The organism is Streptomyces sp. NBC_01268 (genome assembly GCF_036240795.1).
In the GTDB taxonomy this organism is placed as follows: Bacteria; Actinomycetota; Actinomycetes; order Streptomycetales; family Streptomycetaceae; genus Streptomyces.
In genome coordinates this window covers 309063-322003 of record NZ_CP108454.1, presented here as the reverse complement: position 1 = coordinate 322003, position 12941 = coordinate 309063, and the positions used below count along the sequence as shown (strand labels likewise).

Below are 12941 nucleotides of genomic sequence, written 5' to 3'. Positions count from 1 at the left end.
AACTGCAACTTGTTTGTGCGAGGGCCGGCCGGCGCGTACGCGAGACCGCTCGGCCGGCGGCCCGGACACACCCGGAGCAGGAGGCACCGTATGTGCGGCATCACCGGCTGGATCTCCTTCGACCGCGACCTGGGCACCCAGCCCGCCGCGTTGGACGCGATGACGGAGACGATGGCATGCCGGGGCCCCGACGCCCACGACACGTGGATCCAGGGCCACGCGGCCCTCGGCCACCGCAGGCTGGCCATCATCGACCTCCCCGGCGGCCGCCAGCCGATGACCGTCGACACCCCGCACGGCAGCGTCTGCCTCGTCTACTCGGGGGAGGTGTACAACTTCACCGAACTCCGCAGCGAACTGAGCGGCCGCGGGCACCGCTTCACGACCCGGTCCGACACCGAAGTGGTCCTGCGCGGCTACCTCGAATGGGGCGAACGGATCGCGGAACGGCTCAACGGGATGTACGCCTTCGCCGTCTGGGACGCCCGGCACGACCGCCTGCTGATGATCCGGGACCGCATGGGCGTCAAGCCCCTCTCCTACTACCCGACGCCCGACGGAGTCCTGTTCGGCTCCGAACCCAAGGCGATCCTCGCCCACCCGCAGGCCACCGCCCGCGTCACCGCGGACGGCCTGCGCGAACTCTTCACCATGGTCAAGACGCCCGGACACGCGGTCTGGGACGGCATGGTGGAAGTCGAACCCGGCACCGTCGTCACCGTCGACCGGACAGGGGTGCACCGGCAGGTCTACTGGCAGCTGGAGACCCGCCCGCACACCGACGACCGCGACACCACGATCACCACGGTGCGTTCCCTCCTCGACGACATCGTGCGCCGCCAGCTCGTCGCCGACGTGCCCCTCTGCACCCTTCTCTCCGGCGGCCTCGACTCCTCCGCCATGACCGCACTCGCCGCCCGCCGGCTCGGCGCGCACGGCGATAAGGTCCGCAGCTTCGCCGTCGACTTCGTCGGGCGGACGGACAACTTCGTCGCCGACGAACTGCGTGGCACCCCCGACACCCCGTTCGTGCACGACGTGGCCCGCGCCGCCCACACGGAACACCAGGACATCGTGCTCGACCCCCAGGCCCTGGCCGACCCGGAGGTCCGCGCGAGCATGGTCCGTGCGCGCGACCTGCCCACCGGGTTCGGCGACATGGACGCCTCGCTGTACCTGCTCTTCCGGGCCATCCGGGAGCAGTCGACGGTCGCCCTGTCCGGGGAGTCCGCCGACGAGGTCTTCGGCGGCTACCAGCAGTTCTTCGACGAAGAGGCGCGTCGTGGCACCACCTTCCCCTGGCTGGTGCGCTTCGGACGCCACTTCGGCGACGACGCGGAGGTCCTGCGCCCCGAACTCCTGGACACCCTCGACCTGGACGGCTACGTCGCCGACCAGTACCGCACCGCGACCGCCGGCATCGGCCGCCTCGACGGCGAGAGCGACCTCGAGTACCGGATGCGCCGCATCTCCCACCTCCACCTCACCCGCTTCGTCCGCGTCCTCCTCGACCGCAAGGACCGCGCGAGCATGGCCGTCGGCCTGGAGGTCAGGGTCCCGTTCTGCGACCACCGGCTCGTCGAGTACGTCTACAACACCCCTTGGGCGCTGAAGTCGTTCGACGGCCGGGAGAAGAGCCTGCTGCGCGAGGCGACCGCCGACCTGCTGCCCAGGTCCGTCTACGACAGGGTCAAGAGCCCGTACCCCTCCACCCAGGACCCCAAGTACGCCGCGGCCCTCCAGGACCAGGTCAAGGACCTCCTGGCCCGCTCCGCCCACCCGGTCTTCGAACTCGTCGACCCCGACCGCCTGCGCCGGCTGCTCCACCGCGACTCCCCGGTCAGCACGCAGGCGGAACGGCGCGGCCTGGAGCGCACGCTGGACCTCGCCCTGTGGCTGGACCTGTACCGCCCGGAGATCCGGCCGAACTGACCCCTGGTCGCGAGGGCGGGAGAGGCCGCACGGACCGGGGCGTTCGGCCGGAGAGCCGGTCAGTCGAGGGGAAGGTCGAGCAGGGTGTTCTCGACGACCTCGGGCATCGCGGGGTGGATCCAGTACTGGCCGGTGGCCATCGCGCGGGCGTCCAGGCCGAAGGACATCGCCTGGACGAGCGGCTGGATCAGGGTCGGGGCCTCGGGGCCGATGATGTGAGCGCCCAGGAGTTCGCCGGTGGCCGGGTCGGCGAGGATCTTGGTGAAGCTGGTGGTGTCCTCCATGGCCCAGCCGTAGGCGGTGCCGCCGTACTCCCGCGTCGCCGTCACGTACGCCCGGCCGGTCGCCTGCGCCTCCCGCTCGGTCAGGCCCACCGAGGCGATCCTCGGCTCGGAGAACACGGCGTGCGGGACGTAGCGGTGGTCGGAGGCGCGTGGGGCGTCCGGGTGGAGCAGGTTGTGCTGGACGGTCCGGGCCTCGTGGTTGGCGACGTGCTTGAGCTGCCAGCGCGAGGACACGTCGCCGAGCGCCCACACGCCCGGCACCGACGTGGCCTGGCGCTCGTCCACGACGATCCGCCCGTCGGCGTGGAGGGCGAGGCCGCCCGCCCCGGCGTCCACGAGATCGGAGTTGGGCCGCCGGCCGACCGCCACGAGCAGCTCGTCGGTCTCCACGCTCTCCGAGCCCTCGGGACCCTCCAGTTCGAGGTGCACCGTTCCGTCCGCTGCGCGCTCGGCGCGCAGCAGCTTGCGGTTGAGGCGTACGTCCCACCGGCCCTGGGCGAGCTCGGTGAAGCGGCGTGCGACGTCGGAGTCCTCGTGTCGCAGCAGCAGGTCGCCACGGGCGATCAGCGTGACGTCGACACCCAACGAGGAGAAGACGTGGGCGAGTTCGGTGGCGACGAACCCGGAGCCCAGGACGGTCATGCGGCGAGGCAGCCGCTCCAGGCGCATGACGGTGTCGCTGGTGTGGAAGCCGAGCGCCTCGTCGAGGCCGGGGACGTCGGGCACGACCGGGCGGCTGCCCGTGGCGACGACGATCCGGTCGGCGGTGAGGGTGACGAGCCCGTCGGCCGTCGCGACGGTCAGGCGGCGCTCGCCGGTGAACCGGGCCGTACCCCGGTAGAGGGTGACGTTGTCGCTTCCGGTCTCCCGGTAGCGCTCGCCGCCCGACGCGATCGAGTCGATGCGGCCGAAGACCCGGTCGCGTACGGCCGGCCAGTCCACACCCCGCAGGGCGAGGTCGACGCCGAGGGGCGCGCCGTGTTCGGGGGCGCGGGCGATGTCGGCGGGGTGCACGAACATCTTCGTCGGAATGCAGCCGACGTTCAGGCAGGTGCCGCCGTAACTGTCGAGCGGGCCGATGCCCTTCTCGACGAACGCGACCTCCCAGTCGGCGAAACGCTCGTCGACGATCGAGTTCCCGGAACCCGAGCCGATGACGACAAGGTCCAAGTGACGCTCCACGACATGCTCCTTATCGAGCCGCCATGAGCCATGACGGCGCTGTCGGCGAGATCCGTGCTGCCGGTTGCCATCATGACCCGTGCGGTGCGTCCGTGGGCCGCGAGGGTGCCCCTCGGGGCCGCTGCGCCCGGCGTCCATGGCGCTCCGCGGCAGATCCCCCCCCCGCCGGCGTCTTCTAGGGTCGTCCCCATGACGATCGACACGGGGACGCGCAACCGGCTCTTCGACACCCTCCGCGCGGACGCCCTCACCAGCCCGGACCAACTGCGCGAACGGTACGCACAGCCGAACCCGAACTCCCTCCGCAAGGAGATCGACCACCTCACCGAACAGACCCGCGCGCTGATCGGCTGCTCCTCGCTCGTCCTCATCGGCAGCGCCGACGCCGAGGGCAGAGCGGACGTGACGCCGCGCGGCGGCCCCGCCGGCTTCGTCTCCGTCCTCGACGAGCGGACCCTGGCGATACCCGACGCCACCGGCAACAAGCGCCTGGACACCCTGCACAACGTGCTCGAAACCGGACGCGTCGGCCTGCTCTTCCTCACGCCCGGCCGCCCGACCACCCTCCGGGTCAACGGCCGTGCCTGCGTCTCGGCCGACCCGGAGCTGCTCTCACAGCTCACGCCCGTCGGCAAGCCGCCCGTGACCGCGCTGGTCGTCCACATCGAAGAGGCCTACCCGCACTGCCCCAAGTCGCTGATGCGCGCCCACGCGTGGCAGCCGGAGAAATGGCTGCCCGCCGACGCGCAGCCGACGAGCGCCGAGGTGACCCTGGCCCAGCTCGACCTCCCGGAACTCACGGTCGAGCAGATCGAGGAGGCCGAGAGGGAGTCGCTGCGCCTGCGTTACGAGTGAGCCGCCGGACTCGTCACGGTCGCCCGACCGTTCAGGCGTCCTCGAGTGAAGCGCGCAGCGCCTCCGCGAACTCCGCCGGGGCACCCTGCTGGCCGTACTCGCCGCCGAGGAAGCCGCCGTGGTGGCTGGGGTAGACGGCGAGCGGGATGCCGATGCCCTCGGCGACGGCCACGGCGGTCCGCGCGCAGAGGGTGCCCTCGGACTCCTTGCCCGCGGCGATGACGATCCGGGTCGACGCGGCCCGCAGGGCGCCGAAGTCGGGGGCGTACGAGGTGCAGCCGCGCATGTTCTGCCCGAGCAGGGGGTCGTCGCGGGTGCCGTCGTCCTCGGTGGGCAGACCGAAGGCCTCCGGGGAGGGCGCGGGCTCCTCGGCCCAGCTCGCCGGGATCGGGCCCGTCCGGCCGACCAGCGCGATGAACTTCGCCATCGCCACGCCCAAGCCCTCCCGGACGTACGTGGTGTGGATGTCCGCGCACAGTGCCAGGGCGGCCTCGCGGTCCGGCAGGACGGGGACGCTCGGCGGCTCGTGCGCGACGAGGGTGTGGACCAGATCGGGGCGGGCCGCGACGAGGGCCAGGGCGTTGACGGCGCCGCCGCTGCTGGCGAAGAGGTCGACGGGGCCGGCGTCGAGCACCTCGATGAGCCGGGCCAGGTCGTCGGCGTGCTCCTCCGGGAGGTTCTCGGGGGCGCCGTCGGTCCGCTTGCTGCGGCCGGCTCCGCGCGGGTCGTACGTCACGACCGTGCGGTCGGCGAAGTGCGAGGCGAGCGTGGCGAAGCCGGTGGCGTCCATGGGGGAGCCGATCAGCAGCAGGGGTCGCGGGTCCGGTCCGGTGCCGGGGCGGACGTCGTAGTGGAGGGTCGCGCCGACGGTGTGCAGGACGCGGGTGTCGGTCTCGGTCATGGTGATCTCCTCGGTGGTGTGGCGGTCGTAGGGTAGACGTCCCGTCGGGGCTCTCCTCATCGGTCCCGAGCGGATCAGTTTCTCCCGCGTTCCGACGACTCCCCCGACGACCCGGTCGATCTCGGCGGCCGGGACGAGCACCGCTGGTTCACCGAGAGGAGAGCGAAGGGCACGTCCGGCTGGACGACGCAGATCGTGCGACCGGTCAGGATTCGAGAAGCCCCGGCCGCTGCGCAGCCCTTAGCGTGAGGGACATGGCAACCACGGCTTCCACCGCAGCCGGCTGATCTCCGGACGACGTCACCGTCCCCACCCCCTCGTGACGTCCGTCCTGCCGTACCGATCGAGCGGCGAACACCCGCCGAGGAGACATCCGGGCCCTGGCCCGCATGTCCGCCACGCATACATCCAACCCGCAAGGAGTACGACATGAAGGCGCACGTCAGCTCGATTCTTCTGGGTGTCCGGGACATGGACCGGGCCAAGCGGTTCTACACCGAGGGGCTCGGGTGGAAGGTCGAGAACGACTTCGGGATCTCGGTGTTCTTCGCGTCCGACGGCGCATCGCCCGTCGGGTTCTACAGCCGCGAGGGCCTGGCCGACCAGGTGGGCACGGACCAGGAGGGAAGCGGCTTCAGCGGCCTGGTCCTGACCTACGTGGTGCGCAGCGAGGCGCGGGTCGACGAGATCATGGCGGAGGCGCGGAAGGCAGGCGCCACGATCCTCAAGCCCGCGGCGGCACTGCAGTGGGGTGGGTACGGCGGCACCTTCGCGGACCCGGAGGGCTACATCTGGAGCCTCGGCTACAGCGAGCACGGCACCGACCAGCCCTACGCGGAGTGACCGCGGTCCGCGCCGAACCGGCATCAGGGAGGGTGAGGTCGTCGTGGAACCCGACACCGAGCCGCGCGTCGTCGTCGAGCCCGCTGACTTCACCGAGGCCCTGGACGCCGACCCGGCCGCCCGCGCCGCCTACGACAAGCTCGCCTACAGCCGCAAGCGCGAGCATGTGCACGCGATCGAGGGCGCGAAGAAGCCCGAGACGTGCCGACGGCGCATCGAGAAGGCCATCGCCACCCTGCGGACCTGAACCCTGAAACCGACACCCAGGGGCTCGGCCACGGACTGCCCACCGCGGGGTGGGGAGGCCAGGGCGGGGGCGACAAGAGCGGGGAGCAGGGGTGGCGACGGGACCGGGTCTCCCGTACTCCTTTCGGCGGCCACACTTCACGCCCCTCGGTGAGCGCGCTCCCTGAGCGGCCCAACCCTGATCCGCACGGATGGTGGTCCCGGTCCCGCCGACCAAGACTCCCGACATGAGACATCACACCGTGCGGCGCTCTTCGCGCCGGCCGAGGAGGGCCGTCTTCTCGGCCGGACTCTCCTGCGCCGTCACCCTCGCCGCCGTCCCCGCCCTTCTCCTGGGCCCGGGCAGCCAGGCCGCTGCGGCCGCGCCCCTTCCCGGCGGGCTCGGCCCGTGCGTCCCGGGCAGCTGCCCCGATCCGTTCCCCGAAGTCGGCAACAGGCCCCTCGCCGGCCGTGACGCCGGCATCAACATCTTCGTGGGGAACGACTACCTCGTACGGGGCCGAGCGGCCGAGGCGGAGGGCCGTGTCGTGGTCCTCGACGACTTCGACCAGAACAAGGACGCGGCCGCCGGCGGCCTGTACAACCTGGGCATCGTCGGTGTCGGCTCCCGGGTCGTCCCGCCCAAGGACGCGGACTTCCTGACCACCGGCGGCGACGTCACCATCGCCACGGGCCAGCGTCTGGAGACGACGGGCGGCCTGCTCGACGAGACGGGGACCGTACGTCACGCGGGCACGGTCACCGGGAACGTCACCGGAACCCTCGTCAAGGACGCCAACGCCGCCGCGCCGTACACGGGCCTCCGCGACCAGCTCACCACGGCGAGCCGCTGTTACGCCCGCGTCGACGGGCAGCCCCGGCCGGCCACCGGCACGGCCGTCAACCAGAACTACCAGACCCTCTTCACGGGCGACGGCACCTCCGCCCTCCAGGTCTTCAACGTGGACTTCGACCTGGTTTCCTCCAACGGCGGTCAGCAGGGCGTCGTCTTCGCCGGCATCCCCGCCGGAGCCACGATCCTGGTCAACGTCCTCGGCGCGAACCGCACCATCAACACGTACAGCGGCGCACTCGTCGACGCCACCGACCCGCTCAACGCCTACCGCGAGCGGCTGCTGTGGAACTTCCCCGACGCCACCACCATCGGCCTGAACGGCACCGGACAGTTCCAGGGCAGCTTCCTCATGGGCGAGCAGTCCTCGATGACGACCGTGACCCTGCCCGGCATCAACGGCCGCTTCTTCACCACCGGATCGGTCACCCACACCAGCTCGGCCACGGGCGGCGGCGGCCAGGAGTTCCACGCCTACCCCTTCGACGGCGACCTGCCCGACTGCGGCACCACCCCTCCGCCGGTCAAGGGCCAGGTGAAGGTGGTGAAGACGGACGCGCAGACGGGTGCGGTGCTGCCCGGGGCGACGTTCCGGCTGTGGGAGGAGACGAACGGTGTGACCGGTCTGCAGACGACCGGCGCGAATGCCGACACGCCGGTGGGGGCGGCGTGTGTGACGGGTGCTGACGGTGTCTGTGCCCGGACGGTGGAGACGGGCACGTACTACTGGCAGGAGACGGACGCGCCCGACGGCTACGACCTGCCCTCGCCCGCGGTCTTCGGCCCGCTCGTCCTGACGAAGGAGAACGCGAGCGCCGGCGTCTCCGTCACCGCCAAGAACACCGCCACGCCCGTCGTGCCGACGAAGGGCCAGGTGAAGGTGGTGAAGACGGACGCGCAGACGGGTGCGGTGCTGCCCGGGGCGACGTTCCGGCTGTGGGAGGAGACGAACGGTGTCACCGGCCTGCAGACGACCGGCGCGAATGCCGACACGCAGGTGGGGGCGGCGTGTGTGACGGGTGCTGACGGTGTCTGTGCCCGGACGGTGGAGACGGGCACGTACTACTGGCAGGAGACGGACGCGCCCGACGGCTACGACCTGCCGTCGCCCGCGGTCTTCGGCCCGCTCGTGCTCACGAAGGAGAACGCGAGCGCCGGCGTCTCCGTCACCGCCACCAACCGGAAGTCCGTGATCCCGCAGGACAAGGGGAGCCTGAAGCTCTTCAAGACCGACGCCGACACGAAGGCGCCGCTGCGCGGGGCCACGTTCGAGCTGTGGGAGGAGACCAACGGGCGCGACGGCCTCCAGACCACCGGCTCCGCTCCGGACACCCGCGTCGGCACGGCCTGCACCACGAGCGCGGGCGGACTGTGTTCCTTCGACCACCTGGAGCTGGGCACGTACTACCTCCGCGAGACCGGCGTCCCGAACGGGTACGTCCTGCCCGCCGACCCCGTGTCGGGCCCCTACGTCGTCAGTGCCGACCACCCGGCCGTGATCGCGCGTCTGGAAAACAGCCGCGAGGACACGCCCTGCGAGCCCACCGGTTACGGGGACGAGGGCTACGGCGACCAGGGCTACGGCGACGAAGGTCACGGAGACCAGGGCTACGGCGCCTGCACCTCACGCGCGCGTAAGGCCTGATCCGACGGAGTCGGGTCCCCGCGCAGCGGACGAACACCGGGGCGGGCCGGACGAGCACACGCGCTCGTCCGGCCCGCCCCGCCACGTCGCCGACTCGTGGGTCCCACCGCCCGCCGCTCACCGACCCTTCCTCCTGGATGCTTGAACTTGCGCGTAACCATGCCTGTTTGAGCACTTGACGTCATCCATGCCTCGCTGCTGCCATGTCTCACGCCCCCACGCGCGGGGGAGCTCCAACGACCACTGCCCGGCGTTCCCGGCGCCGCAGACCTCGTGAGGAGAACCAGCCGCATGACAGCCGCAGCCCTGCCCGCCCCGCCACGCCCGCGACCGGGCGTCAGACGCACCGCCCTGGCACTCGCCGCCGTCCTGATCGCCGCCCTCCTGTCCGTCGTCCTTCCCGCCCCGTCCGCGCACGCCGCCACCGCCGGAGACGCCACCGGTGTCACCAGGTCCGGCGACACGTTCACGGTCGCCACGTCGAGCGGCGCCGCCGCACGGATCGTGATGGCGCGGGCGGACATCTTCCGGATCTGGCTCTCGCCCAACGGGGCCTTCACCGACGACCCGGCCGGCGGCGACCTCGCCGTCACGACCGCCTTCGGCGCCGTCGGCGCCACCCTGACCGACGCCGGGTCGTACTACCGGATCGGCACCTCCGCCGTCAGCCTGCGGATCAACAAGTCCCCGCTGACCTTCGCCCTGTACCGGGCGAACGACACCACGCTGCTGTGGTCGGAGGCGCAGCCCACCAACTGGACCGGCTCCCAGACCACCCAGTACCTCACCCGGGCCGCCGACGAGCAGTTCTACGGCACCGGGCTGCGGCTCGGCGAGTGGGCCCTGCGGGACAAGACCGTGCCCGTGGCCGTCTCCAACCAGTGGAGCGAGAACACCAACGCGAGCCCCGCGCCGTTCTACATGTCCACCAACGGCTACGGCGTCATGCGCAACACCTGGTCACCGGGCTCGTACTCCTTCACCGCGCCGACCTCCCTGCGCCACAACGAGAGCCGCTTCGACGCCTGGTACTTCGCCGGCAGCTCCCTCAAGGACGTCCTGAACGGGTACACCGACGTCACCGGCAAGCCGTTCCTCGCCCCGATCTGGGGCCTGGAACTCGGCAACGCCGACTGCTTCAACGCCTCGAACCCCGACTACCAGGGCGCCCACGACCGGCTCCGGCACCAGACGACCCCGGACGTCGTCGGGTACGCGACGGACGCCCGCGCCGCGGACATGCCCTCCGGCTGGTTCCTCCCCAACGACGGCTACGGCTGCGGCTACACCAGCCTTCCCGAGACGGCCACGCAGCTGAAGGCCAAGGGATTCCAGACCGGCCTGTGGACCTCCACCGGTCTCTCCGGCATCGGCTGGGAGGTCGGCACGGCCGGCTCGCGGGCCGTGAAGACGGACGTCGCGTGGATCGGCGGCGGCTACAAGACCGCATTCAAGGGCGTGCAGCAGGCCGTGGACGGCATCGAGTCCCACTCCGACGCCCGCCGCTTCGTATGGACCGTCGACGGCTGGGCCGGTACCCAGCGCAACGCCGTCGTGTGGACCGGCGACACCTCCGGCACCTGGGACGCCATGCGCTGGCACGTTCCCGCCATCACGGGCGCGGGCCTGTCCGGCCTGAACTACGCGAGCGGCGACATCGACGGCATCTTCGGCGGCAGCCCGAAGACGTACGTGCGCGACCTGCAGTGGAAGGCCCTCACCCCGGCGTTCATGACGATGTCCGGGTGGGGTCCCGTCAACCCCTCCGCCGGCTACCAGGACAAGCAGCCCTGGCGCTTCGCCGAGCCCTACCTGTCGATCAACCGCAAGTACCTGCAGCTGAAGATGCGCCTGATGCCCTACCTGTACACCCTGAGCCGCAACGCCACCGACACCGGAGTCCCGTCCACCCGGGCCATGGTGCTGGAGTACCCGAACGACCCGGTGGCGCGCGGGAACCAGACCAGCGGGCAGTTCATGGCGGGCGACTCCCTCCTCGTCGCCCCCGTCGTCACCGACACCACCACCCGCGACGGCATCTACCTGCCGGCCGGCAGCTGGACCGACTACTGGACCGGAAAGGTCTACAACGGACCCGGCTGGCTCGACGGCTACTCCGCGCCGCTCGACACCCTGCCGCTCTTCGTGAAGGCCGGCGCGATCGTGCCGATGTGGCCGCAGATGAACTACACGGGCGAGAAGCCCGTCTCCACCCTCACGTACGACATCCAGCCGCGCGGCTCCTCCTCCTTCACCCTCTACGAGGACGACGGGGTCACCCGCGCCTACAAGACCGGCGCCTCCGCGCGGCAGCGCGTCGACGTCACCGCGCCCGCGTCCGGCACGGGCGACGTGACCGTCTCGGTGGGCGCGAGCACCGGCTCGTACACGGGCAAGCCCGCCACCCGCGGCTACGCGTTCACCCTGCGCAGCGCGAGCGCGCCGGGAACCGTCAAGGTCGGCGGCACCACCCTCCCGGCGCTGGCGAGCAGGGCCGCCTACGACGCCGCGACAACCGGCTGGTTCTACGACGCCGCCGACCGTTCGGGCACCCTGGCGGTGAAGACCGGCAGCACCGGTGCCGCCTTCGCGTTCACCGCCACCGGGCTGACCGTCCCCGCCGGGACCCCTGTCGGCGGCACGGCTCCGAGCAGCCCGATCAGCCAGGCCGGCTGGACCGTCCGCTACGCCGACAGCCAGGAGACGGCCTCGGAGAACGGCGCCGCCGCCAACGCCATCGACGGCAAGCCGTCCACCCACTGGCACACCAAGTGGTCCAACGGCGCCACCGCACTCCCGCACGAGATCCAGATCGACCTCGGCGCCCGCTACGACGTCGACTCCGTCACCCAGCTGCCCCGGCAGGACGGGGGAGTCAACGGCCGCATCGGCTCCTACGAGGTGTACGTCTCCGACAGCACGACCTCCTGGGGCGCCCCTGTGGCCACGGGCACCTTCCCGGACACCGCGGCGGCCACCCGGGTGGCGTTCACCGCGAAGTCCGGCCGCTACCTGCGGCTGCGGGCACTGTCGGAGGCGGGGAACCGCGGCCCGTGGACCAGCCTGGCCGAGCTGACGGCGACCGGGCGGCCTTCGGGCTGAGCCCGGCCACGGAAGCGGGGCGGGCGCTGTAGCGGGCGCCCGCCCTCTCCCGCGATACGGTGCTGTCATGTCTCGACCAGTCGAAACCGGATCAGTCCTGTCTCCCGTCACCGCGGACGACGTCGACCTTGCCGTGCGGCTCGCCGTGGGCGTCCTTCGGGACGCGCCCCCGGAGGGGTGGGACGGTAGAGCCGGTTCGCTGGAGTGGGACTGCTGGGAGACCGTCGAGCACCTCGCCAACGACCTGTTCTACTACGCCGTGCAGCTGGGGCCGCAGAGCCCGCCGCTGGACACCCATGTGCCCTTCGCGTTGTGCAAGAAGAGGCCGGACGGACCCACGGTCTTCGTCTACGCGGACCGCGATGCGGGTCCGGCCGGCCTGGTGCAGGTGCTGGAGGCGTGCGGCGCGCTCCTGGTCGCCATGGTGCGTACGACGTCGCCCCGGGTCCGTGCCCACCACGCCGCCGGGGTGTCGGACCCCGAAGGCTTCGCGGCGTTGGGCGTGCAGGAAACGCTGGTGCACATGCACGATGTGGCGGAAGGCTTCGGGCTCGACTGGACCCCGCCCTCCGCTCTCTGCTCGCGGCTGCTCGCCCGTCTGTTCCCAGAGGCTCCGCGGGGTGAGGACCCCTGGCTCAGCCTGTTGTGGGCCACCGGCCGCGCCGAACTGCCCGGGCACCCTCGTCTCACCACGTGGCGTTCGGACAGCACACCGCGGTCATAGGAGCGGATCGGCCGCAGCCGCGACCAGGCTGACGACCGTCACCCCGGCGCAGGCGGTACGTACGAGATCGACCACCTCCTCGTACGAGCGGATTGAAATTCATCCGCCAGGCCGGTACCCGGCGTCCCTCAAACGTTCCATGAGAGGGATCTGTCCCATGGGCCGCAGGATGAATTTCCCCTTCATCTCGTCGAAGTCGTCGAGGTGGCAGCGCACCAGCTCGCCTGGCAAGTAATGGCTCGCCTCATCGATATAGAGTGCATCGATGAGGCCTACGCGTGAAAGTCCTAGATCGACGATCACTCCCCACCGAAATACCGCCTCGATCACTCCTTCCGTGACGCTGCCGATCAATTTCCTTTCGGACTCGCTGATGTCGTCGAGATCGGTCACTG

The 12941-nt window shown here is 71.2% G+C and carries 10 protein-coding genes; 7 read left to right on the top strand and 3 right to left on the bottom strand.

Features of this window, described 5'->3' with window-relative positions:
* The first annotated feature begins 90 nt into the window (after positions 1 to 90).
* The gene (gene asnB / locus OG309_RS01420) at positions 91 to 1932 is read left to right on the top strand and encodes an asparagine synthase (glutamine-hydrolyzing) (RefSeq protein WP_329417547.1); all 1842 of its coding nucleotides are present in this window, start codon (positions 91 to 93) and stop codon (positions 1930 to 1932) included.
* Positions 1933 to 1991: 59 nt separating this feature from the next.
* Here asnB and OG309_RS01415 read toward each other — a convergent pair whose 3' ends face one another.
* Positions 1992 to 3398 (bottom strand): mycothione reductase, encoded by a 1407-nt coding sequence (locus OG309_RS01415; RefSeq protein ID WP_329417545.1) that lies wholly within the window; start codon positions 3396 to 3398, stop codon positions 1992 to 1994.
* Between the two features lie 189 nt (positions 3399 to 3587).
* Between OG309_RS01415 and OG309_RS01410 the strand changes: the two genes are divergently transcribed.
* Positions 3588 to 4253, top strand: coding sequence for an MSMEG_1061 family FMN-dependent PPOX-type flavoprotein (locus OG309_RS01410; RefSeq protein ID WP_329417543.1), 666 nt, complete (start codon positions 3588 to 3590; stop codon positions 4251 to 4253).
* A 31-nt stretch (positions 4254 to 4284) separates the two neighbouring features.
* Here the strand turns inward: OG309_RS01410 and OG309_RS01405 are convergent, their stop codons facing one another.
* Entirely contained in the window at positions 4285 to 5154 is an 870-nt protein-coding gene (locus tag OG309_RS01405; RefSeq protein ID WP_329417541.1) for an alpha/beta fold hydrolase, read from the bottom strand.
* Positions 5155 to 5583: 429 nt separating this feature from the next.
* Between OG309_RS01405 and OG309_RS01400 the strand changes: the two genes are divergently transcribed.
* The 5 genes from OG309_RS01400 to OG309_RS01380 all read left to right on the top strand — a co-directional run bounded on the left by OG309_RS01400 (position 5584) and on the right by OG309_RS01380 (position 12546).
* Positions 5584 to 5997: a VOC family protein gene (locus OG309_RS01400; RefSeq protein WP_329417538.1), complete on the top strand. Its 414-nt coding sequence runs from the start codon at positions 5584 to 5586 to the stop codon at positions 5995 to 5997.
* A 43-nt stretch (positions 5998 to 6040) separates the two neighbouring features.
* Positions 6041 to 6244, top strand: coding sequence for a YdeI/OmpD-associated family protein (locus OG309_RS01395; RefSeq protein ID WP_329417536.1), 204 nt, complete (start codon positions 6041 to 6043; stop codon positions 6242 to 6244).
* Positions 6245 to 6470: 226 nt separating this feature from the next.
* Complete coding sequence (locus OG309_RS01390) at positions 6471 to 8720, top strand: choice-of-anchor A family protein (protein ID WP_329417534.1); 2250 nt, start codon at positions 6471 to 6473, stop codon at positions 8718 to 8720.
* A gap of 291 nt (positions 8721 to 9011) precedes the next feature.
* Positions 9012 to 11822, top strand: coding sequence for a TIM-barrel domain-containing protein (locus tag OG309_RS01385; protein ID WP_329417532.1), 2811 nt, complete (start codon positions 9012 to 9014; stop codon positions 11820 to 11822).
* A gap of 67 nt (positions 11823 to 11889) precedes the next feature.
* The gene (locus OG309_RS01380; RefSeq protein ID WP_329417530.1) at positions 11890 to 12546 is read left to right on the top strand and encodes a hypothetical protein; all 657 of its coding nucleotides are present in this window, start codon (positions 11890 to 11892) and stop codon (positions 12544 to 12546) included.
* Positions 12547 to 12645: 99 nt separating this feature from the next.
* Here the strand turns inward: OG309_RS01380 and OG309_RS01375 are convergent, their stop codons facing one another.
* Positions 12646 to 12939, bottom strand: coding sequence for a hypothetical protein (locus tag OG309_RS01375; protein WP_329417529.1), 294 nt, complete (start codon positions 12937 to 12939; stop codon positions 12646 to 12648).
* Positions 12940 to 12941 lie beyond the last annotated feature (2 nt).